Annotated in this window: 19 protein-coding genes; 13 read left to right on the forward strand and 6 right to left on the reverse strand. The window is 64.8% G+C overall.

Annotated elements, in window-relative coordinates; translation table 11 throughout:
* Positions 1-22: 22 nt before the first annotated feature.
* Complete coding sequence (locus tag CAP2UW1_RS07495) at positions 23-1,435, reverse strand: S41 family peptidase (protein WP_015766039.1); 1,413 nt, start codon at positions 1,433-1,435, stop codon at positions 23-25.
* Positions 1,436-1,457: 22 nt separating this feature from the next.
* On the reverse strand, positions 1,458-2,906 hold the full coding sequence (locus CAP2UW1_RS07500; protein WP_015766040.1) for a murein hydrolase activator EnvC family protein: 1,449 nt from the start codon (positions 2,904-2,906) through the stop codon (positions 1,458-1,460).
* A gap of 58 nt (positions 2,907-2,964) precedes the next feature.
* On the opposite strand from CAP2UW1_RS07500, the gene CAP2UW1_RS07505 reads away from it, so the two are divergent.
* Genes CAP2UW1_RS07505 through CAP2UW1_RS07530 form a run of 6 tightly spaced genes read left to right on the forward strand, consistent with a single transcriptional unit; the run spans position 2,965 to position 6,043 of the window.
* Positions 2,965-3,273, forward strand: a complete 309-nt coding sequence (locus tag CAP2UW1_RS07505; RefSeq protein WP_015766041.1) for an ArsR/SmtB family transcription factor — start codon at positions 2,965-2,967, stop codon at positions 3,271-3,273.
* Between the two features lie 25 nt (positions 3,274-3,298).
* Positions 3,299-3,805, forward strand: a complete 507-nt coding sequence (locus CAP2UW1_RS07510; RefSeq protein ID WP_412566861.1) for a rhodanese-like domain-containing protein — start codon at positions 3,299-3,301, stop codon at positions 3,803-3,805.
* Positions 3,802-4,077, forward strand: coding sequence for a glutaredoxin 3 (gene grxC / locus CAP2UW1_RS07515; RefSeq protein ID WP_015766043.1), 276 nt, complete (start codon positions 3,802-3,804; stop codon positions 4,075-4,077). The genes CAP2UW1_RS07510 and grxC overlap by 4 nt, the downstream gene beginning before the upstream one ends.
* Positions 4,078-4,127: 50 nt before the next feature.
* Positions 4,128-4,595, forward strand: coding sequence for a protein-export chaperone SecB (secB, locus tag CAP2UW1_RS07520; protein WP_015766044.1), 468 nt, complete (start codon positions 4,128-4,130; stop codon positions 4,593-4,595).
* 17 nt (positions 4,596-4,612) lie between these two features.
* Positions 4,613-5,047 carry an SH3 domain-containing protein gene (locus tag CAP2UW1_RS07525; protein WP_015766045.1) on the forward strand — a complete coding sequence of 145 codons (435 nt, stop codon included), beginning with the start codon at positions 4,613-4,615 and terminating at the stop codon, positions 5,045-5,047.
* A 6-nt stretch (positions 5,048-5,053) separates the two neighbouring features.
* Positions 5,054-6,043 carry an NAD(P)H-dependent glycerol-3-phosphate dehydrogenase gene (locus CAP2UW1_RS07530; protein ID WP_015766046.1) on the forward strand — a complete coding sequence of 330 codons (990 nt, stop codon included), beginning with the start codon at positions 5,054-5,056 and terminating at the stop codon, positions 6,041-6,043.
* Between the two features lie 293 nt (positions 6,044-6,336).
* On the opposite strand, the gene malQ is transcribed toward CAP2UW1_RS07530, so the two are convergent.
* Both malQ and CAP2UW1_RS07540 read right to left on the reverse strand, forming a co-directional pair.
* On the reverse strand, positions 6,337-7,863 hold the full coding sequence (gene malQ, locus CAP2UW1_RS07535) for a 4-alpha-glucanotransferase (RefSeq protein WP_015766048.1): 1,527 nt from the start codon (positions 7,861-7,863) through the stop codon (positions 6,337-6,339).
* Between the two features lie 447 nt (positions 7,864-8,310).
* A complete protein-coding gene (locus CAP2UW1_RS07540; RefSeq protein ID WP_015766049.1) occupies positions 8,311-8,892 on the reverse strand; it encodes a lipid-binding SYLF domain-containing protein in 582 nt (193 codons plus the stop codon).
* A 483-nt stretch (positions 8,893-9,375) separates the two neighbouring features.
* On the opposite strand from CAP2UW1_RS07540, the gene CAP2UW1_RS07545 reads away from it, so the two are divergent.
* Both CAP2UW1_RS07545 and CAP2UW1_RS07550 read left to right on the forward strand, forming a co-directional pair.
* Positions 9,376-10,788 carry a bifunctional enoyl-CoA hydratase/phosphate acetyltransferase gene (locus CAP2UW1_RS07545; protein WP_015766050.1) on the forward strand — a complete coding sequence of 471 codons (1,413 nt, stop codon included), beginning with the start codon at positions 9,376-9,378 and terminating at the stop codon, positions 10,786-10,788.
* Position 10,789: 1 nt separating this feature from the next.
* Positions 10,790-11,974 carry an acetate/propionate family kinase gene (locus CAP2UW1_RS07550; protein WP_015766051.1) on the forward strand — a complete coding sequence of 395 codons (1,185 nt, stop codon included), beginning with the start codon at positions 10,790-10,792 and terminating at the stop codon, positions 11,972-11,974.
* A gap of 99 nt (positions 11,975-12,073) precedes the next feature.
* Here CAP2UW1_RS07550 and fabI read toward each other — a convergent pair whose 3' ends face one another.
* On the reverse strand, positions 12,074-12,907 hold the full coding sequence (fabI, locus tag CAP2UW1_RS07555) for an enoyl-ACP reductase FabI (protein WP_015766052.1): 834 nt from the start codon (positions 12,905-12,907) through the stop codon (positions 12,074-12,076).
* 278 nt (positions 12,908-13,185) lie between these two features.
* Between fabI and ppc the strand changes: the two genes are divergently transcribed.
* The 5 genes from ppc to CAP2UW1_RS07585 all read left to right on the forward strand — a co-directional run bounded on the left by ppc (position 13,186) and on the right by CAP2UW1_RS07585 (position 21,314).
* A complete protein-coding gene (gene ppc / locus CAP2UW1_RS07565; protein ID WP_015766053.1) occupies positions 13,186-15,942 on the forward strand; it encodes a phosphoenolpyruvate carboxylase in 2,757 nt (918 codons plus the stop codon).
* Between the two features lie 379 nt (positions 15,943-16,321).
* The gene (locus CAP2UW1_RS07570; RefSeq protein ID WP_015766054.1) at positions 16,322-17,350 is read left to right on the forward strand and encodes a hypothetical protein; all 1,029 of its coding nucleotides are present in this window, start codon (positions 16,322-16,324) and stop codon (positions 17,348-17,350) included.
* A 93-nt stretch (positions 17,351-17,443) separates the two neighbouring features.
* On the forward strand, positions 17,444-17,830 hold the full coding sequence (locus CAP2UW1_RS07575) for a DUF1622 domain-containing protein (RefSeq protein WP_015766055.1): 387 nt from the start codon (positions 17,444-17,446) through the stop codon (positions 17,828-17,830).
* A 314-nt stretch (positions 17,831-18,144) separates the two neighbouring features.
* Complete coding sequence (locus tag CAP2UW1_RS07580; RefSeq protein WP_015766056.1) at positions 18,145-19,563, forward strand: DUF2252 domain-containing protein; 1,419 nt, start codon at positions 18,145-18,147, stop codon at positions 19,561-19,563.
* Positions 19,560-21,314, forward strand: a complete 1,755-nt coding sequence (locus tag CAP2UW1_RS07585) for a SulP family inorganic anion transporter (protein WP_015766057.1) — start codon at positions 19,560-19,562, stop codon at positions 21,312-21,314. The genes CAP2UW1_RS07580 and CAP2UW1_RS07585 overlap by 4 nt, the downstream gene beginning before the upstream one ends.
* Before the next feature lie 59 nt (positions 21,315-21,373).
* Here the strand turns inward: CAP2UW1_RS07585 and ppk2 are convergent, their stop codons facing one another.
* Entirely contained in the window at positions 21,374-22,216 is an 843-nt protein-coding gene (gene ppk2, locus CAP2UW1_RS07590; protein WP_041568250.1) for a polyphosphate kinase 2, read from the reverse strand.
* Between the last annotated feature and the right edge of the window lie 130 nt (positions 22,217-22,346).

Below are 22,346 nucleotides of genomic sequence, written 5' to 3' on the forward strand. Positions count from 1 at the left end.
ATTTCTCCTCCGGGAGCCGAGCTCACTGGATGGCCTGCATGATCTGCATCCCCTTGAGCAGATTCAGCGCCTGGGTGAGTTGGTAGTCCTTGGGCGACGCAAGTTCGCGGCTTGGCAACTCGGATGACTCGTCGGCCTCTTCCCGCGGCGCGCCACTCTTCGGCTTGGCCGGTGCGGCCTTGGCGGCCGGCTTGGCCGGCGTCTCCTTGGCCGGTGGCGTGCCGTCCTTGCTGCCGTCGAGGTGATGGTCGAGGTTGGCTTCGCGCAAACGCTGTGCCGAGCTGCCGTTGGCGCTTTCCTCGACAACGATGTCGGGAACGATGCCCTTGGCCTGAATGGAGCGGCCCGACGGCGTGAAGTAGCGTGCCGTGGTCAGCTTGATCGCGGTGTTTCCCGGCAAGGGCAGTACGGTTTGCACGGAGCCCTTGCCGAAGGTCGTCGTGCCGAGGACGAGGGCTCGCTTGTGGTCCTGCAGCGCGCCGGCAACGATTTCGGACGCCGAAGCGGAACCCCCGTTTACCAGTACCACCATTGGCACTTTGCGCGCCTGGGGTGGCAGATTCCTGAGGTAATCGTCGCGGCTGCCGCGCAGGTAATCGGCGGGGGATGCCGAGAAGCGGTGCTTGGCATCGGCAGTACGCCCATCGGTCGAGGTGACCAGCGTGTCGGGTGGCAGGAAGGCCGCCGAAACACCCACGGCGCTGTTCAGCAAGCCGCCCGGATCGTTGCGCAGATCGAGAACCAGTCCCTTGAGCGGGCCGGGTTTGGTCAGGTCGTTGAGATGCTTGACCACGGCAGCGCCGGTATTCTCCTGGAAGGAAGTGATGCGCAGGTAGCCGTAGCCGCCGTCAAGAAGCTTCGACTTGACGCTCTGCACCTTGATGACTTCGCGCGTGAGCGTTACTTCCAGAGGTTTGGTTTCGCCTTTGCGGAGGATGGACAGTCTGATCTGCGACTTCGGCTTGCCGCGCATGCGTTTGACGGCTTCGTTCAGTGTCAGGCCCTTGACGAGCGTGTCGTCGATCTTGAAGATCATGTCGCCAGGTTTGACGCCGGCACGGTCGGCGGGAGTGTCCTCGATCGGCGAGACGACCTTGACCAGTCCGTCTTCCATGCCGACTTCGATACCGATTCCGCCGAACTCGCCTTGCGTGCCGACCTGCAGGTCCTTGAAGGCGTCGGCGTCGAGGTAGCTGGAGTGCGGGTCCAGGTTCGAAAGCATGCCGCTGATCGCGTGCGTGATCAGTTTCTTGTCCTCGACCGGCTCGACATAGCCCTGCTTGATGGCGTTGAACACCTCGGCGAAGGTTCGCAGCTCTTCGACCGGCAGGCTTGCTCGGGTCTCCTTGTCGGCGATTGCCGAAAACTGCAGGCTGAGCAGAACGCCCCCCAGCATGCCGGCGCAAACCAGCCCGGCCTGTTTCAACTTGCCCATTTGTCTCGCTCCAGTGCGCATCTCATTTCAGGTTGAGCCAGGCCAGCGGGTCGATCGGCTTTCCCTGATGACGAATTTCAAAGTATAAACCGGATTCCGGGTTGCCACCGCTGTTGCCGACGGTGGCTATCATGTCGCCGCCATGCACGTCGTCGCCGACCTGTTTCAGCAGCGCGTCATTGTTGGCATAGATCGACAGGTAGCTGCTGCCATGGTCGACGATCATCAGATTGCCGAAACCGCGCATCCATTCGGCAAACACGACGCGCCCGCCGGCGATGCTTCTGACATCGGAGCCGGCGTTCGCGCGAATGAAGATGCCCTTCCAGGTACTTCCCTCCTGGCGTGCGCTGCCGAATCGATTGGCAACGGCGCCCCTTGTCGGCAGGCGCAGTTCTCCCCGCTGGCGTGCCAGGCCTCCCGCCGAAGGCGCCACCGGCGGCGCTGGCTCACTACGACCTTCGGCGGCTGCCGGAGCCTTCGCCGCCGGGTCCGTCTCGAGTGGCGGGGCGGCGGAGCGTGGCAGCCTTTCCTGGCGCAACTCGGGTCTCGCCATTTCCCGGCGCTGCGCTTCCCGGTGTGCGCTTTCCCGGCGCGCGGTTTCGCGAATTTCGTTGGCTCGCGCGTCGGCTAGCCGGGCGGCGATGATTCTCGCCAGGCGGTCGATCAGTTCTGTCAGGCGCTTCTCATCGCGCTGCAGGTTACCGATCTCGCGTCGTTGCGTCAGGATCTGGTCCGCCACCTTGTTCAGCATCGCCTGCCGCTGTTCCCGCTGCGCCAGCAGACGGGCGTGGTCTTCCTGCTGCCTCAGTTCCGCCGCGGACAGTTGTTCGGCCTGCTGGCGAGTCTCGCTGGCCAGCGCCTGCTTGCGTTGCAGCGTCGATTCGATGTCGATCAGCAACTGGCGGCGTGTCCGGCCGATCGCCTCGAGGTACCGGAGATCGCGAGCCGACTGATTCGGGTCTTCGCCGTTGAGCAGCAGGCGCAGGGGATCCGGATTGCCACGCAAGTACTGCCTATAGAGCAGCTTCTCGAGTTGACCCTGTTGCGCGCGCAGTCCCTTCTCGAGTTCGCGCGACTCGGCGTCGAGATTCCTGAGCGTGGCCTGCAGCTTGCCGATCTGCGTCGTCAGGCCGTGCAGTTCACGCTGCGTCGACGAGATAGCCCGTTCGGCGTCCTGCAACTGATCCGCCACATCCTTGCGCGATCCCTCGGCGGCGGCCATGTCCCGGCGCAGAGTCTCGATCTGGGCGCGCAGCGACCTAAGATCGCCTTGCCGTTCGGCCACTTCGCCGGCCGAGGCGGCGGTCGCGTCCTTGCCGCCGGGCTTGCTGCTCGTGGCCAGGGTCGGCCCGACGAACGCCAGCGTCAAGGTCAGTGCGCAAGCCAGGCGGGTAATGCGCAACGGGAGGCAACCCCGGGTGCCGGCGCCCCTGGCGTCGGGCGGCGTCGGGCTGTGTGGCACACCCATTGTCAAAGGCTTTGTTCTATAATGATAGATTACATTATAATCAATTGTCTTGGCGAACGTGCCTGTCCGGACCAGTCTCATCGACAAGCAGGAGCATATCGAACAGGCGGCACGCGCGCTGAAGTCGATATCGCACCCCCTGCGCCTCAAGATCCTGTGCGTGATCGGCGATCAGGACGCTTGCGTGCAGGAGATCGTGGACGCGGTGGGTACATCGCAGAGCAACATTTCCCAGCATCTTGCCATCCTTCGCGAGAAGGGTGTGCTGCTCGCGCGCAAGGACGCCAACCGTGTCTACTATCGGGTCGGCGATGCCCGCACCTTGCAGTTGATTGGCATGATGCGCGAGGTGTTCTGCGGCGGCTAGCGGTCGCGGTGGAGTGTTGGCGGTGGTGGCGCCGCGCCCGCGCGAGCCGTCCGGCGCCCGGCAGGTCTCGGCGAATCTCGTTTCTTGGCCGCGTTGGTTTGTGGAGCTTCGATTGGAATTCATACAGCAAAACCTTCTTCTGGTAGCCGTCGCCGTGGTCAGTGGCACGATGCTCCTGACCCTTTCGGTACGTCGTCCCGGCGGCGCGAAATCGCTGACCGCGACCCAGGCAACGATGCTGATCAATCGCGAGAATGCGCAGTTGATCGATGTTCGCGAACCCAACGAGTACGTCAATGGCCACGTTGCGGACTCACGCAACATTCCTGTCGGGTCGCTCGCCGAGCGTGCCGGCGAACTGGAGCCGTTGAAGGACAAACCGGTGATTCTCGTCTGCCAGTCGGGTGCCCGTTCATCCGAGGCCTGCGCCACTTTGGGCAAGCTTGGTTTCTCGCGGGTGCACACGCTCGAAGGTGGGGTGGTGGGCTGGGCCGAGGCAGGTCTGCCGCTCAAGAAAGGCGCGCGCAGATGAGTGTCGAACCGCGCGTTCTGATGTACTCCACCGCCGTCTGCCCTTTCTGCGTGCGCGCCGAGCAACTGCTGCGCGCGCGTGGCGTTGCCGCGATCGAGAAGGTGCGCATCGACCTCGATCCCCAGCGCCGCCTCGAGATGGTCGAAAAGACCGCCAGGCGCACCGTTCCACAGATCTTTATCGGCGAGGCGCACATCGGTGGGTGCGATGAACTGATGGCCCTCGATCGTGCCGGCAAGCTGCTGCCCCTGCTGGCGGGTGAGTCCACCTGACACCTGCCCCCCGAGCCGTTACCAACCTCTCCACACTCCATGAGCCGACAATGAGCGAACAAGAAGCCCCCGTTTTTGCGATCGAGAAGATCTACGTCAAGGACCTCTCCGTCGAAGTGCCCAATGCCCCGCAGATCTTTCTGGAGCGTGAAACTCCGCAGATCAGCATCCAGTTGCAGACCAATGCCCAAGGTGTTGGCGAGGGAGTTTTCGAGGTGACCTTGACGACCACGGTGACCTCGAAACTCGAAGACAAGACGGTGTTCCTGGTCGAGGTCGGTCAGGCCGGCATCTTCCGCATCCAGAACGTGCCCAGCGAGAACATGGAGCCGTTGCTGTCGATCGCCTGTCCCAACATTCTCTTTCCCTACTCTCGCGAAGTCGTTTCGGATGCCGTTACACGTGCCGGTTTCCAACCGGTAATGCTGCAACCGGTCAATTTTGAAGCACTGTACATGGCGCGTCAGCAACAGCAGGAGGCCGCCAAGGCAGCAGCGGGCGAGGCAACGATTCAGTAGTCGGCAGAAAGCCGTCGATGAAGCGACTATTGACGCTGCTGCTTACCGCGGGTCTTGCCGGGCCCGCGCTGGCCATCGAGTACCGTACCGTCGACGCGGCGACCGTTCTCTACGATGCCCCGTCCCAGAAAGGCAGCAAGCTGTTCGTCATCAAGCGCGGGACACCGGTCGAACTGGTGGTGGTTCTTGAGGGATGGTCGAAGGTGCGCGATGCCGATGGCAGTCTCGCCTGGATCGAGAGCAAGTATCTCGGCAAGCGGCGGACGCTGATCGTGACCACGGCGCGCGGCCAGATCAGGCAGAACGCCGACGATTCGGCACCAGTCAGCTTCGAAGCCGAGAAGAACGTGTCGCTGGATTTCGTCGAAGTGGTGCCGGGTGGTTGGGTCAAGGTGCGCCATCGTGACGGACAGTCCGGCTTCGTCCGCATCAACCAGATCTGGGGTCTCTGAGCGCCGATGAAACTGGCCGTGCTGGGAGCCGGCGCCTGGGGAACCGCGCTGGCCATCGCCTTCAGTGCGCGGCACGCGGTGACGCTCTGGGCGCGCCGGGCCGAGGTGAGAGGCGTCCTGCGCGACGATCGGGAGAATCGCCGCTTTCTTCCAGGGCATCGCTTCCCCGACGCGTTGCTGATCGGCGATGATTTCGAGCGGGCTGCCGCCGATGCCGATCTGCTGCTGGTGGCTACCCCCGTTTCCGGCCTGCGCGCTACCGTCGCTCGCCTGCGCGATGCCGGCGTCGTCAAACCGCTACTCTGGGCGTGCAAGGGCCTGGAGGCCGAAACGGCAAAACTGCCGCACCAGATCGTCGCTGAAGAACTCGGTGCGCAGGCGCTTTGCGGCGCACTCTCCGGGCCCAGTTTCGCCGAGGAAGTCGCGCGCGGCCTGCCGGCGGCGGTGGCGCTGGCCGCCAACGACGCCGAGTTCGGCCATCGGACCGCGCGTGCGTTGCACAGCCCGCATTTCCGGATCTATGCCAACGATGACTTGCCCGGCGTTGAAGTCGGCGGTGGCGTGAAGAACATCATGGCGATCGCCACTGGGGTCTGCGATGGTCTTGGGCTCGGTCTCAATGCGCGCGCGGCCCTCATCACGCGCGGTCTGGCCGAGATTGCCCGTTTTGGAGTCGCCCTTGGCGGTCATCCACAAACCTTCATGGGGCTGGCCGGCATGGGCGATCTGATCCTCACCTGCACCGGCGACCTGTCGCGCAATCGGCGCGTTGGTCTTGCCCTGGGTGTGGGCAAGACGCTGGCGCAGATTCTCGATGATCTCGGTCATGTCGCCGAGGGCGTCAGCACGACACGCGAAGTTGCGCGCCTGTCGGCGCAGATGGGGATCGACATGCCCATCACCCGGGCTGTCGACGCCATCCTCTATCGCGATGAACCAGCGGCACTGGCGGTCGAGACGCTGCTGAGCCGCGACCCGAAGATCGAGGCGAGCTAGGCCGCCGGTTGCCGCTCATAGCGGCCAGCGCTACAAACGACCGCCAGGGTCCCGCCGTGCATGATCGCGTCGGCGAGGGCTACACCGACTCCCATGTCGGGGCCTCGCGCTCGAGGCCGTCATCGCCAACTGGTCCGGGATTCCGCGCTCGCCAGCTTCGCGAATGACCTGCCTGCTGGGCTCGCGCCATCCCCACTTGATGCTGGCGTATTCTCGGCCGCCGCGGCCGCCGCGGCCGAGAATCTTGGCGCGAACGGCAGTCGCCGTTCGCCGATCTCCGGTAGCGCTTTCGCTCAGGCGCGATGGCGGCCGTACAGGCGCGCCAGTTCCGCAAGCCGATGCGCGTGCGATGCGTCCACCCACTTCCACGTGAAGCGCCACTCCCACGAGCCTTCGCTGAGGCTCGGTTGATTCATGCGGTGCGTCGAGTCGAGTCCGAGCACGTCCTGCATCGGGATGACGCAGAGTGCGGCCACCGAGGAATTGGCAAGGCGGATCAGATGCCACTGTGGCTCTGCCCGGGCCTCGGCGCCGCCGCCGAGGTAGTTGATTATGTGGTCGCGCTCCGACGGCCTCAGTGACTTCCACCAGCCAAGGGTCGTGTCGTTGTCATGGGTTCCGGTATACACGACGGTGTTGGCGTCGTAGTTGTGCGGCAGGTAGAGGTTGTTGGCGTCACCGTCGAAGGCGAACTGCAGGATGCGCATGCCCGGCAAACCGATCGCCTCGCGCAGCGCGTTGACCTCGGGAGTGATAATGCCGAGATCCTCGGCGATGATGCGCAGCCTGCCCTGCGCATCACCCAGTTCGCGGCGCATGGCCGCAAACACGGCTTCTCCCGGCCCGGGCCGCCATTTGCCGTCGATTGCCGTCTTGGCGGTGGCCGGAATCTCCCAGAACGACTCGAAGCCACGAAAGTGGTCGATGCGGACGACATCGCAGAGTTTCATCGTCTGCCGCATTCGCTCGATCCACCAGCGATAGCCCTCGGCAGCGTGTGCGGGCCAGCGGTACAGCGGGTTGCCCCAGCGCTGGCCGGTGGCACTGAAGTAATCCGGCGGTACGCCGGCGACCACGCGCGGCCGGCCCTTCTTGTCGAGATCGAACAGTCCTGGATTCGACCAGACATCGGCGCTGTGTGCGGCGACGAAAATCGGCAGGTCGCCGACGATCTCGATGTGCCGAGCGTTGGCGTAGTCCTTCAGCTTCGCCCATTGGTCGTGGAAGCGCCACTGGCAGAATTTCCAGAACTTCATTTCGTCGGCGTACTTGAGGAGGGCTTCCTTGAGCGCAACGGGCTGCCGCTGGGCCAGCGGCGCGGGCCAGTCCTGCCACATCCTGCCATTGCCGCCATGGGCGATGTCGAGCGCCATGAACAGGGCGTAGTCGTCGAGCCAGTCCCTGGCCGCGCTGCAGAAAGCTTCGAAGGCGCTCTGTTCCGGCGTGTTCTTGCGGCCGAAGAACCGCTTGGCCGCGCGCCGCAAGCGCGCGACGCGAAAGTCCCGCACGCTCGCATAATCGACCCGGGTTTCAGGGAATTCGGGGACCGACGCCAGGTCGACGTCGGTCAGCCAACCGGCGTCGCGCAGTTGCGACAGGTCGATCAACAGTTCGTTGCCGGCGAAAGCCGACGGGCTGATGTAGGGGGAGTTGCCCGGTCCGACGCTGCCGAGTGGCAGCACCTGCCAGAGCGATTGGCCGGCGGCGACCAGCCAGTCGACAAAGTGGTAGGCGGCCGGGCCGAGGTCGCCCGAGCCATGCGGACCGGGGAGTGAAGTGGGGTGAAGGAGAATGCCGCTCTGGCGGGGAAGTGAAGTCATGCTGGTCCTTTGTGTTGATCCGGGTGATCGGCCGCTGGCGGGCCAGGAAAAACCGTAATGCTAACCTGCATTTGGCCGTCGCGAAACGCGCCGCGCTGGCTGGATCCGTCTGCCTGGCGGCGGCAAGTCCCGGGCCGGGGGCGGACGACTGCGGGCGGCGGTCCGCAGGCCCGCCGCCCTGGCGAGGAGTCGGCAATGGGTGCTGTCGGTCGATTCTCGTCGCGCGTCCCTGTCTGAGCGGGGTTCGCTGCGGCCAGCGAACCGTGCGAGGGTGGCAGGCCAGTCATCTCTTCCGACGCGGCGGCGGATCGGTTCAACCGACCCGTTCAGGGTGATACGGGCCGGGGTGGCCGGCGGCAAGGGCCGCCGTTCGTCGCGCTGCGCGGCGTCGTACGGCGGGCCGGCTCGCCAGCCCGCTCGGCACATCCCCGGGAAGACGCGATGGTTCTAGTCGTTGAGTCGGGTGATCTTGTTCCCCTGCAGGCCAAGGCCAGCCATCAGCCCCTTCTGACTGAAGATGAAGGCGTAGATGTCGTCCTTCGCGGTCGTCGAAGTCAGCGACTTGCCCATGCCCTGGTCGACCACCACGATCGAGGGGCCAACACCGACCTCGAATCCGTCATTCTCGCTCAGGGCCTTGAGCGATTTTTCGTTCATGAAGAACATGGCATAGCCGTACTGCTGTGCACCGGCTTGCAGTCCATAGGAAGCTCCGGAGGTGTTGTAGTAGCCCGCTACCTTACCGCCCGTGAAGAGGACGCCATCTCCGTACTGCCCGCCGACGACCAGACCGGCTTTGGTGATTTTCGGGAACACGAGGACGGCAACAGCCTCCCTTGACAGGAGCCTGGCCGCCGGGACGCCGGCGATCAGTTTCTGATAGGTGTTGCGCGCGTCTCGTTCGAGCGCCCCGCGCGAGTCCGCCGCGAGGGCGCTCGCCGGCGCCAGCAGCGCCGCAATCACGGCGATCAGGAACCAACGGGATACCTGCGAGCCCCGCGCAACAAACGTGTTGTAAAGCTTGTACATAGAGTTACCCCCCTGAAGAATTGCCGCCACGTAGAAGCCGCCCGCTCTTGCGGGTCAGTTTGCCATGATAACCGAATGCCTGCCCCTTCGGCGGGTCCACCTGCCTCCTGCGTTGGCGCCCGCGAACTCGCTGGATCGATCCCCGTAGCAGCGAGCGCTGCCAGTTGTTCTGCCAGCGACATGATGATCCGCAGCGGCACGATCGGCGCCGGTGTTGCGACCGCGACTTGGCTAATGCCAGTCCGCCTCGCACTGACAAGGCTATAATGACCAGAGGGGCTCTTGCCGCTCCAGCGTCTCGACGACGGAGAGCCCCGGTCGGTCCGGCGGACTCGGTCGTCCAGCCCAATCGTCCGACCTGCCGACAGAAGAGGCTGCTTCGGTCGGCGGCAACGGCGGCGCGAGTGCTAGGTCTCCCGCGTGGAGTCCGGTGCGGGTTCGGACCACAGACAGGCCATCATCATAGTCCGAGGGGAACAGATCATGACACTGGACATCCTCCAGAATCGTTGCTTCGACGAAATCAACATCGGCGATACGGCAAGCGTCAGTCGTACGCTGAGCTTGCGCGACGTGCAACTCTTCGCGGCCGTTTCGGGCGACATCAGCCCAACGCAACTGGACAGCGAACTCGACCGGCAGCTTGGGCCGTCCGACCTCGCTGCACACGGTATGTGGTTGGGCGCCCAGGTTTCCGGACTGCTCGGCAATCAGCTGCCGGGTCCGGGAACGGTACACTCGGGACAGGATCTCGAGTTCCTGGCAACGGTACCGATCGGTGAGCAGGTCACCATCACGATCACCGCAACCGCCAAGGATCCCGCAAGTCGGCGGGTGATCTTCGACTGTCGTGGTGTCAACGGACGCGGCGAGACGATCATGACCGGCACCGCGCGGGTCATCGCGCCACTGGTCAAGGTCACAATGGAGCGTCCGGAAGCGGCGCAGGTGTCGATCCAGAGCCACGACCGCTTCGAGACCCTCGTCGAACGCTGCGCGCAACTGCCAGCGGTGCCGGTGGCGGTCGCGCATCCCTGTGACGAGTCGTCGCTCGGTGCCGCCCTGCAGGCGAGGCGTGAGGGCCTGATCGAGCCGATCCTCGTCGGACCTCTGGTCCGCTTGCGCGCGCTCGCCAAGGAGCATGGCTTCGATCTCTCCGGCGTGCAGATCGAAGACATGCCGCACAGTCATGCCGCTGCCTTTCGTGCCGTCGAGCTGGTTCGCCTCGGCAAGGCGGCGGCGCTGATGAAAGGCAGCCTGCACACCGACGAACTGATGGCTGAGGTGGTCAGTCGGGACACCGGCTTGCGCACCGAGCGTCGTATCACGCATGCCTTCGTGATGGACGTGCCGACCTATCACAAGCCGCTGATCGTCACCGATGCGGCGATCAATATCGCGCCCGATCTCGACACCAAGCGCGACATCTGCCAGAACGCCATCGATCTGGCCCGGACCCTCGGTATCGCGCGGCCCAAGGTAGCGATCATTTGCGCGGTCGAGGGAATCAATTCGCGCATGGTTTGCACGACCGACGCGGCTTCATTGTGCAAGATGGCCGATCGGGGGCAGATCACGGGCGCCATTCTCGACGGTCCGCTGGCCCTCGACAACGCCATCAGCAAGGAAGCGGCGCGTATCAAGAAGATCGACTCGATCGTCGCCGGCGATCCCGACATCGTCGTCGTCCCCGACCTCGCCGCCGGCAACATCCTCGCCAAGCAGCTTACCTTCATGAGCAATGCCGATGGCGCCGGCATCGTGCTCGGTGCGCGCGTGCCGATCATCCTGACCAGCCGCGCCGACAACAAACGTACCAAGCTGGCCTCGTGTGCCGTGGCCTGCCTGATGGCCAGTGCACCACTGGGTGATGGTTCGACGACGATCGGAGGCTGACATGGCAAACGCGATTCTGGTCATCAACGCCGGCTCATCGAGCCTGAAATTCTCGGTGTTCGGCATCCCGCGTGCCGGCGAGTTGCGCATGCTGGTCGTCGGTCAGGTGGAAGGTCTGGGCACGGCGCCGCGACTCAAGGCAAAGAACGGCGAGGGCACGATCCTCGCCGATGTTCGCTGGGCAACGGCGGAAGTTGCCAACCACGCCCAGGCGCTGCAGGAGATTGCGACGCTGCTGCGCTCCCGCTCCGAGGGACTGGAACTCGTTGGCGTCGGCCATCGCGTGGTGCATGGCGGTGCCGACTACTCGGCGCCGCTGCTGATTACCGCGCCGGCGATGGAGAATCTCGCTGCCTTTGTGCCGCTGGCGCCACTGCACCAGCCGCACAACCTGGCGGCGATCCGCGCCGTCCAGGAGGTACGACCCGACCTGCCGCAGGTGGCCTGCTTCGACACCGCGTTCCACCGGACCCAGGAGATGGTCGCCGATCTCTACGGTCTGCCCTACGAATACTACGAGCGGGGTATTCGCCGCTATGGCTTCCATGGGCTTTCCTACGAGTACATCGCCGCGACCCTGCCGTCGGTCGCGCCGGAAATCGCCAATGGGCGTGTGGTCGTCGCGCACCTGGGCAGTGGCGCCAGCATGTGCGCCATGCGCGATGGCCGCAGCGTCGGTAGCTCGATGGGTTTCACCGCGCTCGATGGCCTGATGATGGGCACCCGGCCGGGCAACATGGACCCGGGAATCGTCCTCTACCTGCTACAGCAGGAAGGTCTGTCGGCGAAACAGATCGAGGATCTGCTCTACAAGCGCTCCGGCCTGCTCGGCCTGTCCGGCATCGGCAACGACATGCGTGTCCTGCTGGCCAGCGATGCGCCGCGGGCCAGACTGGCGATCGAGCTGTTCGTCTACCGTATCAGCCGCGAACTCGGTGCGCTCGCCGCTGTTCTCGGCGGTCTCGACGCGCTGGTGTTCACCGCCGGTATTGGCGAAAACAGCGCGCGCATTCGGCAGCTCGTCTGCGAGAAGGCGCGCTGGCTGGGCGTCGAGCTTGACGAGGCCGCCAACGAGCAGGGTGGTCCATGCCTCAGTGGCGTCGGTAGCCGGGTCTCGGCGTGGGTGGTGCCGACCAACGAGGAACTGATGATCGCTCGCCACACCCGCACGCTGCTGGGCCGGTGAGCGCGGCGCCGGGGACTAACCCCGGCGCTGAGAACTGACGGTAGACGGTCTGTCGGGCTCGGCGGATGAGCGCCGCAACTCGGGAGATGTGCGCTGGCTTCAGCCGATGACGTGGTAGCCGCCGTCGATGTGGATGGTTTCGCCGGTGATCAGCTTCGCATAGTCGGAGGCGAGGAAGGCCGTCGCCATGCCGACATCCTCGATGCTGACCAGCATGCGACTGGGGGCGCGTGTTGCGGCGATGTCCATCAACTCGTCGAAGCGGTCGATGCCGGTAGCCGCCCGCGTCTTGATCGGGCCGGGCGAGATCGGGTGCACGCGAATGCCCTTCGGTCCCAGTTCGGCGGCGAGGTAACGTGCGGACGCCTCGAGCGCCGCCTTGACCGGGCCCATCAAGTTGTAACGATCGACCACCTTCTCGGCGCCGTAGTAGCTCATCGTGAACAATGAGCCGCCTTCCTTCATCAGCGGCTCGGCGAGTCTCGCCATACGAATGAAGGAGTGGCACGAGACGTCCATTGCCATCAGGAATCCGTCGCGCGAGCAGTCGGTGACGCGGCCGTGCAGATCCTCGCGTGGCGCGAAGGCAATCGAATGCAGGCCGATGTCGAGTTGGCCCCAAGTTCTCTCGATCGCCTCGAAAACGGCCTCGAGTTGCCCGGGTATGCGCACGTCGCAGGGGAGATAGAGCGCCGGGTCGACCCCCAGGTGATCGGCCAGCGCCTGCGTGTAGGTCTTGCTCTTTTCGTTGAGATAGGTCATCGCGACGCTGGCGCCGAGCGCGCGGAAGGCGAGCGCGCAGCCATACGCGATCGACTGGTCATTGGCGATGCCGATCACCAGGGCCTTCTTGCCGTCGAGCGCGCCGGCGGGGCCCTTCACCTTCACTTCGAGGTCGCGAAAGAACGCTTCGGTCGGGTTCAGTTGTGTCATGTATTGTCTTCCTCATCTGCTGGTTGGCTGGCGTGGACCGGAGTGTGGGTCGATGCCGGACGAGTCTCCCGGACGCGCATGACGCGGGTCTCACCCGCAGGCGTCGCGGCCCCGGAGTCGTTCGATGGCGACAACATTATTCTAGTCCACGCATTGTCGGCCAGCCAGGACTGTCGCACCGGTTTGACCGTCCTTGCGGGTGCCGCCTATACTCCGCACGCGGCTCTTGCCGAGGTCGCGGGGGAACTCCCGCCCCATCAACAGAAAGGAATCCCGTGATGACGGAGGCTTTTCCCGAAGACAAGGATCTGCCGCTGCGCGAAGACATTCGGCTGCTTGGCCGCTTGTTGGGCGACACGCTGCGCGCGCAGGAAGGCGAGGCGACCTTCGAACTGGTGGAACGTATCCGGGTCAGCGCGATCCGCTTTCATCGCGACGAGGACAGCGGCGCCAGGCAGGAACTGGCAGCGATTCTCGACAGCCTGTCGCGCGACCAGACGCAGACCGTCGTGCGCGCCTTCAGCCATTTCTCGCACCTCGCCAACATTGCCGAGGATCAGCATCACATCCGACGCTCGCGTGCGCACCTGATCGCGGGCTCGCCACCGCACGCCGGCAGTCTGGCGCATGCGCTGGCGCGCGCCCGCGCCGCCGGTTGCGATGTGGCGCAGTTGTACGGTTTCTTCGACGACGCATCGATCGTCCCCGTACTTACAGCGCATCCAACCGAAGTCCAGCGCAAGAGCACCCTCAACGGGCAGCGTGCGATCGCCCATCTGCTGCATCGGCGCGACAACAGCCGGCTGACGCCCGACGAGCAGGAGTCGCTCGACGAGGGGCTGCGGCGCGCCGTGCTGGCCCTCTGGCAGACGCGCATGCTGCGTACGACGCGGCTGATGGTCCTCGACGAGGTGGCCAACGGGCTGTCGTATTACGACTACACATTCCTTCGCGAACTGCCCAGGCTCTACTGCTGGCTGGAGGATCATCTCGCCGCGGCCGATGGCGGACGACCGGCCAGCGAGTTGCCCGGCTTTCTCCAGTTGGGCAGCTGGATGGGCGGCGACCGCGACGGCAATCCCTTCGTGACGGCCCCTGTCACGCGCGCGGCCCTGCGCCTGCAGTCGGCATGTGCGCTGCGTTTCCACCTCGACGAGATCCACGCCCTGGGCGCCGAATTGTCGCTCGCCGAGGGCCTGGTGAGCGTCTCGGACGCTTTGCAGTCACTGGCGGACAGCTCGCCCGACACGGCCGCTGCGCGCAGCGACGAGCCCTATCGGCGAGCGCTCACCGGTATCTACGCGCGCCTGGCGGCCACCGCGCGCAAGCTTGACGGTCTCGAGCCGGAACGTCATCCGGTTGGTGAATCGGCTCCCTACGCGAATTGCGGGGAGTTTGCCGCCGACCTGGACGTGATCCACCGCTCCTTGGTCGCCAATGGCTCACAACTGCTGGCGCGTGGCCGCCTGCGCACGTTGCGCCGTGCGGCCCGCGTCTTCGGCTTCCACCTGGCGGCACTCGACCTGCGCCAGAACTCCGAGGTGCACGAGCGAGTGGTCGGCGAACTCCTGGAGGCGGCCAGCCCCGGCACCAATTACCGCGAACATGACGAGGCCGGACGTGTCGAGCTGTTGCTGCGCGAGATCAGCTCGACGCGGCCGCTGGCCTCATCCCACCTCGCCTATAGCGACGAGACGCGTGGCGAACTGGAGATCTTTCGCACCGCCGCCGACGCCCATCGCGCCTTTGGGTCTCAGGCCGTACAGAACTACATCATCTCGAAGACTGATGGTGTCTCGGACCTGCTCGAAGTGGCGCTGCTCCTCAAGGAATGCGGCCTGCTGTTGCCGCAGTCGCGAGAACTGGCGGTGAATATCGTACCGCTGTTCGAAACCATTCCCGACCTGCGCAACTGCCCGCGGGTCATGGACGAGGTGTTGTCCTTGCCTGCCTACCGCAGGCTGGTCGCCAGCCGCGGCGATCTGCAGGAGGTCATGCTGGGCTATTCGGACAGCAACAAGGACGGCGGCTTCCTGACCTCGGGTTGGGAGCTCTACCGGGCAGAGATAGCGCTGGTCGAGGTGTTCGCCCGCCACGGCGTCAAGCTGCGCCTGTTCCACGGACGCGGCGGCTCGGTGGGGCGCGGTGGCGGTCCGAGCTACCAGGCGATCCTTGCCCAGCCGGGTGGCGCGGTTCAGGGCAGGCTGCGACTGACCGAGCAGGGCGAGGTGATTGCCAGCAAGTACTCGAATCCGGAGGTCGGTCGGCGCAACCTCGAGATCCTGGCGTCGGCCGTGCTCGAAGCGACCTTGCTGGCGGCACCCGATCCGGCGCCGCAGCCGGAGTACCTCGAGGCGATGGCCATGCTCTCGCAGTCGGCCTATCGTGCCTACCGTGGCCTGGTCTATGAGACCGAAGGCTTCGAACGTTACTTCTGGGAGTCCACCGTCATCGCCGAGATAGCGCATCTGAACATCGGCAGCCGGCCTGCCTCGCGCAAGAAGACCACCGCCATCGAGGATCTGCGGGCAATACCCTGGGTCTTCAGCTGGGCGCAGTGCCGTCTCATGTTGCCGGGTTGGTACGGCTTTGGCACGGCGGTGCGCGAGTTTCTCGCCGTGCATCCCGAGGGTCTGGAGGTGCTGCAGCGCATGCACCACGAGTGGGGCTTCTTCCGCACACTGCTCTCCAACATGGACATGGTACTAGCCAAGACCGATCTGGCGATCGCCGCCCGCTACGCCGAACTGGTCACCGATCCCGCGCTGCGCGCGGCGATCTTCCCACGCCTGAAGGCCGAGTGGCAGGCGACCATCGACGCCCTGCTGGCGATCAGCGGGCAGCAGTGTCTGCTCGAGGACAACCCGCTGCTCGCCCGGTCGATCCGCAATCGTTTTCCCTACCTCGATCCGTTGAATCACCTGCAGATCGAGCTGATCAGGCGGCTGCGTGCCGGCAACGAGGATGAGCGGGTGAAACGCGCCATCCACCTGACGATCAACGGGATCGCCGCCGGCCTGCGCAATAGTGGCTGAGCCGACTGCTCGAATGCCCCGCCCATCCCGCCAGAGCTGCTGCCAACAGGCGAGGGCAGGGGGTCCGTGCCGCTGTTTCCGCAGCGTTGCTGCCGCGGCATGCCCCGTAAGGTGCTGGTCATCCGCGGCCTGGCGCTGATCTTGCCGGAGTCTCGACTCGCGGGTACAGTGAGGAAGCCGTGGCGAGGCTGGCCGGCGTCCGCTGTGCTCGGCCCGCGCCCTTGTCGACTCCGCGGCGATCTCTCTGACCAGCGCGAAGCCGGTCACTCGCTTGTGCGCGCTACGGTCGGTCCGGGTCTGCCCTGACGCGGGAACCGTTGTTCTGGATCATTTGTCGCGCCAGGGCCTGGCCGACGCTTTCCCCTGGAGGAAGATGGAAATGGGCATTCTCGACTGGTTCAAGAACCGACCGGGTCAGTTCGATCCGAACGGGGTGTCTGACGAAATGGTTCGCGGGGCTGTCGACAAAGCCATCACGCTGACCAATCCCCGGCTCAAGCTGCTGCCGTCCTGCCAAAAGCGCCTGACGCCCGCCGTCGAGACGACGATCGATTTCCTGCGCGCGCTGGTCCCGGTGCTGCCGGCCGTGCGGCCGCTGTCGTCGACGGTGTGGTCTGCCGATCCGGCCTTGCGGGCGTTCTTTGCCGCATCATCGGACATCCCGACCGTGCTCGGCCGTTCGGACAATCTGCGTACCCTGTTCGACAAAGCCCCGGACCTCGATGAGGCGTTTCTGGTTCTCGGCATGGCGCTCAACGAGCAGCGGGTTTTCGGAATGGCGCTGCAGGGGAACATCGTACAGCGCGACGTCGCCCAGACGAGCGTGAGTTTTTCGGACCACCGGGCGCGCATCTGCGGCCGCGACGAGTCCCGCTTGCGGCGTGTCGTGGGCGTCGAGATTTTCGAGTACCTGGTCGCCCACGCTTTGGCGGAGATCGGCGCGGAGCGTGTCGAAAGGCAGGAATTACAGGCCAATCGTGCGCTGATCCGGGCACGCCTGCGCCTGCTTCAGCAACACGGACCGGGCCTCGGATCGATGTTCGGCGAGGCTCCGGCGGCGCGCAGCGAGCAAGCCCGTCTGGAAGCAGAACTACTGGAAAATGAGCAGCAACTGGAAGCGATCGGCGGCAGCGAGTCGGTGCTCGAAGCTGAACTCGAGTGCCTGAAGGAGGTGCTCGAGCACCCGCAGCGGTATCTGCGCATCGAGCCCAGGCGGCTGCGGCTCAGCCCGATGAACGTGGTGCTCGATCAAACCAGCAGCGAACCGGCTGCCGAGGTCGATTTTGCGATTGCCGAGCTGAGCGGCTCCCCACCGATCCGCAGGGCTTTCGTCCTGGCGCGCGTCGCGCGCCAGGAACTGCCCTTGCCGCAAGGGATCAACTTTGACGAGGTGACACGCTACCTCTGAGCCCCTGAGCGCGGCTTGGTTGGGCGCCGCTGTGGCGTGGCTGGCAAACGCTACTCCCCGGGCGCAGGCGGAATGAGACTGGAGGACGATTTGATGCCATCGTTCAACGAAGTCGCCGAGATGGTCGGCGTGCTGTTCGACGGAGTCGGGGTGGCGGTCATCGTCCTCGGTACGGTGGTCGCCACGGTTCGGCTGGCTGCGTACCGACGCCATGACACCGACCCGTATCGGCAGTTCCGGCAGGACATTGGGCGAGGAATCCTCCTCGGACTGGAGTTTCTGGTCGCCGCCGACATCATCCGGACTGTGGCCGTGACGCCGACGCTGCAAGGCGTCCTCGTCCTCGGCCTGATCGTCCTGATCCGGACCTTCCTGAGTACGGCCTTGCAAGTCGAACTGGAAGGTCGCTGGCCCTGGCAGCGGGCCAGTGAGTCCACTTCGCCAAGCAGCCGAACGCAGCCGCTTCGATCCGACGGCTGACGGCGCAAATGCTGCCCACAGTGTGCACCGAGCTTGCCATCACCTCAGCCTCGGGAAGATTGGCCGCACCCGGTGGTATCCGCAATGGCGCCGCGACCGAACCAGCCTCAGCCATCCCGGCAATGGAGGGGGCAGGCGCAGATCGCCGCCGTCCGTGGCAAGGGGGAGGCCCGCACAGCAACGCCTCGCCCAAGAGGAGGACCGACAACCCATGATTGCTGCCCGCAACCCTCTTGTTGGCAACACGCTCAGAAGTGGAATGACGGATAGTCTATACTGATCTGGAGGGATTTCTTACAGGGAGGTTCGCCCAGATGTCCAAGCGCCAATCCGATCCTAAACACGAATGCGCCACCGCGAGTAGCCAGGCGCTGGTTCTTTCGCCGCAAGAGCGCCGCGCACAAGGGAGCGCGCTGCGCGACGCCGTGTCGCGCGAGGCACAGGGCGGCTGGAAGCCGCCCAAGAAGCGGCGCGATCCGATTGAAGTGCTCACGGCGTCGAACGAGGGGCGGATGCTTGAACTCGTGCCGATCCGGTTTGGGCGAATGCTCCAGTCGCCGTTCACCTTTTACCGCGGTTCGGCGGCGATCATGGCGGCAGATCTCGCGTCCACCCCGAACTCCGGACTGCGGGTACAGGCCTGCGGCGACGCGCATCTGCTGAACTTCGGCGGCTTCGCCACGCCCGAACGCCAAGTGGTCTTCGATGTCAATGACCTCGACGAGACGCTGCCAGCGCCTTGGGAGTGGGACGTCAAGCGTCTGACCGCGAGCATCGTCATCGCCGCGCAGTATTTGCGCCTGCACGAGAGCGAGGCTGCCCGGGCGGCGACGGCCGCGGCGCGCGCTTACCGCGAGCGGATGGCTGACTATTCGTCAATGCGCGCGCTCGACGTCTGGTACGACACGATCACCGTCGACCGCGTGCTCGCCGAAACTCCTAGCGAGGAGGTCAGGAAGCGCATTGTCAAGCGGCTCCAGAAGGCCCGGCAGCAAAGCACCGCCGAATACATCTTTCCCAAGCTTGCCGAACACCACGGGGCGCTGCCCAAGATCAAGGATAACCCGCCGCTGATTTTCCACCTGACCGAGGAACAAGCACCCGGGCAAGGGACGCAGTACAGAGAAGTGATCGCGAGCTACCGCGAGTCGCTGGCCGAGCACGTGCGTGTCCTGTTCGACCGGTTTCGCTTCTGCGACATGGCGATCAAGGTCGTCGGTGTCGGCAGCGTCGGCACCTTCTGCTCCGTCGCCCTGTTCATGGCCGCGGACAATGACCCGATCTTCCTGCAGATCAAGGAAGCGCGGGCGTCGGTTCTCGAACCGTACGCGGGCCAGAGCCTGCATGCCAATCATGGCCAGCGAGTCGTTGCCGGGCAGCGCCTGATGCAGGGAGCGAGCGATATCTTCCTGGGCTGGACGACCACCCAGAATGGCAGGGATGTGTATGTCCGCCAACTTCGCGACGTCAAGATCAGCGCGATTGTCGAGGGGTGGGACGTCGATCTCCTGACCGCCTACGGCCGGCTGTGCGCCTGGGCGTTGGCACGGGCGCACGCTCGCTCGGGGGATGCAGCGCTGATCGCCGGCTACATGGGTTCGAATGCCACCTTCGACGACGCCATCTGCGAGTTCGCCGTCGAGTATAGCGACCAGAATCAGCGCGACTATCGGGCTTTCGTCAAGGCGATTCGCGAAGGACGCCTCGAAGCGCAGGTGGAGGACAGTCCATGACTCTGAGCGCCGAGACTGAAGAAGTGCGTCCTGCGCGTGCCCTGGTGGGCGCTCCCCCGGCGAGTGGCTGGCGCGCGCTCTTTCCGCCAGCGCAGTGGCTCGCCGCGTATCAGACCAGGTGGCTGGCCAACGACGCGATCGCCGGCGTGACGCTGGCCGCCTACGGCATCCCGGTGTCGCTCGCCTACGCCTCGCTCGCCGGCTTGCCGCCGCAATACGGCATCTACTGCTATCTGCTCGGCGGCCTGTTCTATGCCCTGTTCGGCTCCTCGCGCCAGCTGGCGATCGGTCCTACTTCAGCGATCTCGATGCTGGTCGGCGTCACGGTCGCCGGCATGGCGCAGGGCGATCCGGGACGCTGGGCGTCCATTGCCGCGCTGACGGCGGTGGTCATCGCCGCGATGTGCGTGTTGGCGTGGCTGTTTCGCTTGAGTTCGCTGGTCAACTTCATCAGCGAAACGATTCTGCTCGGTTTCAAGGCCGGCGCGGCGCTGACCATCGCCATGACCCAGTTGCCCAAGCTGTTCGGGGTCAAGGGCGGTGGGCATGGGTTCTTCGAGTCCGTCGTCACCCTTGGTAGCCAGCTCCCCGATACCAACTTCGCGGTGCTGGCTTTCGGTCTCGCCGCGCTCGCCGTGCTGTTGCTGGGGGAAAAATTCCTGCCGGGGCGCCCGATCGCATTGTTCGTGGTGGTGATTTCGATCGTTGTGTTGTCGGTAACGCCACTGGGTGAGCTCGGTTTCAAGATCGTCGGCGCGTTGCCGCAGGGCCTGCCCGACTTCAAGCTGCCGGATTTGCGGGTACGCGATGTCGACGGGGTGATCCCGCTGGCCTTCGCGTGCCTGTTGCTGGCCTACGTGGAAAGCGTTTCCGCCGCACGCGCCCTGGCGCAGGCGAACGGCTACGAGATCGATGCGCGGCAGGAACTCCTCGGTCTGGGCGCCGCGAATCTCGCGGCGGGTTTCTTCCAGGCCTATCCGGTGGCCGGCGGCCTGTCGCAGTCCTCGGTGAATGACAAGGCCGGCGCAAAGACGCCGCTCGCCCTCGTTTTCGCTTCGCTGACGATCGGCCTGTGCCTGATGTACCTGACAGGGCTGCTGTACAACCTGCCCAACGTGGTGCTCGCAGCGATCGTGCTGGTGGCCGTCAAGGGATTGATCAACATCGGCGAACTTCGCCACGTGTGGCGGGTGAGCCGCTTCGAATTCGGCGTCTCGATGGTCGCTTTCGGCGGCGTGCTGTTGCTCGGCATCCTCAAGGGCGTGATCGTGGCGGTGCTCGTGTCGATGTTGTTGCTCATACGGCGCGCGGCACACCCGCATGTGGCCTTCCTCGGCCACATCCCGGGAACGCGCAGTTACTCCGATATCGAGCGCAACCCCGACAACGAGGCCGTTCCCGGTGTGCTGATGTTCCGCGTCGAGGCGTCGCTGCTTTATTTCAACGTCGAGCACGTGCGCGAAGCGGTCTGGCAGAAAGTCCGCTCGGCCGCCGGGCCGCTCAGCCTGATGGTGTGTGACCTTTCCACATCACCCATTGTCGACCTGGCCGGCGCGCGCATGCTGGCGAAGCTGCACGAGGAGTTCCAGGCGGCTGGAATTCGCCTGCGCCTGGTCGCGGCACATGCGGCGGTACGCGACATTCTGCGCGCCGAGGGACTGGAGGAAAACGTCGGCTACTTCGGCCGCAGGATCACGGTGGCCGACGTCATCGACGAGTTTCGCGGCCGCCCGGGAAATGCGGCGGCCTGACCTCGCTGGTATCGACGAGGGACGCGCAGCCAGCGAGGTGTTTCAGGCCCACCGCCGATTCAGTAGACTTCCGGCACGTACTTCAACGGCAGCGTGATTTCCTTGTAGTCGCCGGGCTTTTGCCGTTTGGGCAGAACGATCTTCGGCTGCTTGACGACCTCGTAAGGGATGCTGCTCAGGATGTGCTTGATGATGTTCAAGCGCACCCGCTTCTTGTCGTTGGAGCGCGCCACGAACCACGGCGCCCATTCGGTATCGGTCTCCCTGAACATCTCGTCGCGCGCGCGCGAGTAGTCGTACCAGCGGCTGTACGACTTCAGATCCATCGGCGAAAGCTTCCACTGCTTGCGCGGATCCGTAATGCGCGCCTCGAGGCGGCGCGTCTGCTCGTCCATGTCGACTTCCAGCCAGTACTTGAGCAAGATGACGTTGTTGCTTTTTCCGACCAGTAGCTTTTCGAACAGTGGCGCCATCCGGAGGAAACCCTCTACCTGCTCCTCGGTGGCAAAGCCCATGACGCGCTCGACGCCGGCGCGGTTGTACCAGCTCCGGTCGAAGATCACCACCTCGCCGGCTGCCGGCATGTGTGGCAGGTAGCGCTGGGCATACATCTGCGTCTTCTCGCGCTCGGTCGGCGCGGGCAGGGCGACAACCCGGAATACGCGCGGGCTGACGCGGCCGGTGATGGCCTTGATCGTACCGCCCTTGCCGGCTCCGTCACGGCCTTCGAAAACGAGAACCACCTTGAGTCCCTGCTTGATCACCCAGGATTGCAGATGCGCCAGTTCGCCCTCGAGTTTCTCGAGTTCCTTGAGGTAGGTCCGGTTGGATATCTTTTTCTCCGGCTTTTCAATGGCCTCGGCCGCTTCTGGCGCTTCGCTCTCCGTCGATTCAGACGGCATGTCGGGATTGATCAACGTCTCGACTTTGGCTTTCTTTGCTGACTTCCTTTTCTTGCTCATCACTTACCCCTTTCAAGAGATTTGCGGATGCTGTTGCGCTGCCAAATACCCGTCACCAAGCTGACGGCTG

The organism is Candidatus Accumulibacter phosphatis (genome assembly GCF_000024165.1).
GTDB classification, from domain to species: Bacteria; Pseudomonadota; Gammaproteobacteria; order Burkholderiales; family Rhodocyclaceae; genus Accumulibacter; species Accumulibacter phosphatis.

What these genes read in the sequence shown, in the direction of transcription:
- CAP2UW1_RS07495 (WP_015766039.1), bottom strand. Translation starts at nt 1,435, where the DNA reads ATGGGCAAGTTGAAACAGGCCGGGCTGGTTTGCGCCGGCATGCTGGGG.
- CAP2UW1_RS07500 (WP_015766040.1), bottom strand. Translation starts at nt 2,906, where the DNA reads ATGGGTGTGCCACACAGCCCGACGCCGCCCGACGCCAGGGGCGCCGGC.
- grxC (WP_015766043.1), top strand. Translation starts at nt 3,802, where the DNA reads ATGAGTGTCGAACCGCGCGTTCTGATGTACTCCACCGCCGTCTGCCCT.
- secB (WP_015766044.1), top strand. Translation starts at nt 4,128, where the DNA reads ATGAGCGAACAAGAAGCCCCCGTTTTTGCGATCGAGAAGATCTACGTC.
- CAP2UW1_RS07525 (WP_015766045.1), top strand. Translation starts at nt 4,613, where the DNA reads ATGAAGCGACTATTGACGCTGCTGCTTACCGCGGGTCTTGCCGGGCCC.
- CAP2UW1_RS07530 (WP_015766046.1), top strand. Translation starts at nt 5,054, where the DNA reads ATGAAACTGGCCGTGCTGGGAGCCGGCGCCTGGGGAACCGCGCTGGCC.
- malQ (WP_015766048.1), bottom strand. Translation starts at nt 7,863, where the DNA reads ATGACTTCACTTCCCCGCCAGAGCGGCATTCTCCTTCACCCCACTTCA.
- CAP2UW1_RS07540 (WP_015766049.1), bottom strand. Translation starts at nt 8,892, where the DNA reads ATGTACAAGCTTTACAACACGTTTGTTGCGCGGGGCTCGCAGGTATCC.
- CAP2UW1_RS07545 (WP_015766050.1), top strand. Translation starts at nt 9,376, where the DNA reads ATGACACTGGACATCCTCCAGAATCGTTGCTTCGACGAAATCAACATC.
- CAP2UW1_RS07550 (WP_015766051.1), top strand. Translation starts at nt 10,790, where the DNA reads ATGGCAAACGCGATTCTGGTCATCAACGCCGGCTCATCGAGCCTGAAA.
- fabI (WP_015766052.1), bottom strand. Translation starts at nt 12,907, where the DNA reads ATGACACAACTGAACCCGACCGAAGCGTTCTTTCGCGACCTCGAAGTG.
- ppc (WP_015766053.1), top strand. Translation starts at nt 13,186, where the DNA reads ATGACGGAGGCTTTTCCCGAAGACAAGGATCTGCCGCTGCGCGAAGAC.
- CAP2UW1_RS07570 (WP_015766054.1), top strand. Translation starts at nt 16,322, where the DNA reads ATGGGCATTCTCGACTGGTTCAAGAACCGACCGGGTCAGTTCGATCCG.
- CAP2UW1_RS07575 (WP_015766055.1), top strand. Translation starts at nt 17,444, where the DNA reads ATGCCATCGTTCAACGAAGTCGCCGAGATGGTCGGCGTGCTGTTCGAC.
- CAP2UW1_RS07580 (WP_015766056.1), top strand. Translation starts at nt 18,145, where the DNA reads ATGTCCAAGCGCCAATCCGATCCTAAACACGAATGCGCCACCGCGAGT.
- CAP2UW1_RS07585 (WP_015766057.1), top strand. Translation starts at nt 19,560, where the DNA reads ATGACTCTGAGCGCCGAGACTGAAGAAGTGCGTCCTGCGCGTGCCCTG.
- ppk2 (WP_041568250.1), bottom strand. Translation starts at nt 22,216, where the DNA reads ATGCCGTCTGAATCGACGGAGAGCGAAGCGCCAGAAGCGGCCGAGGCC.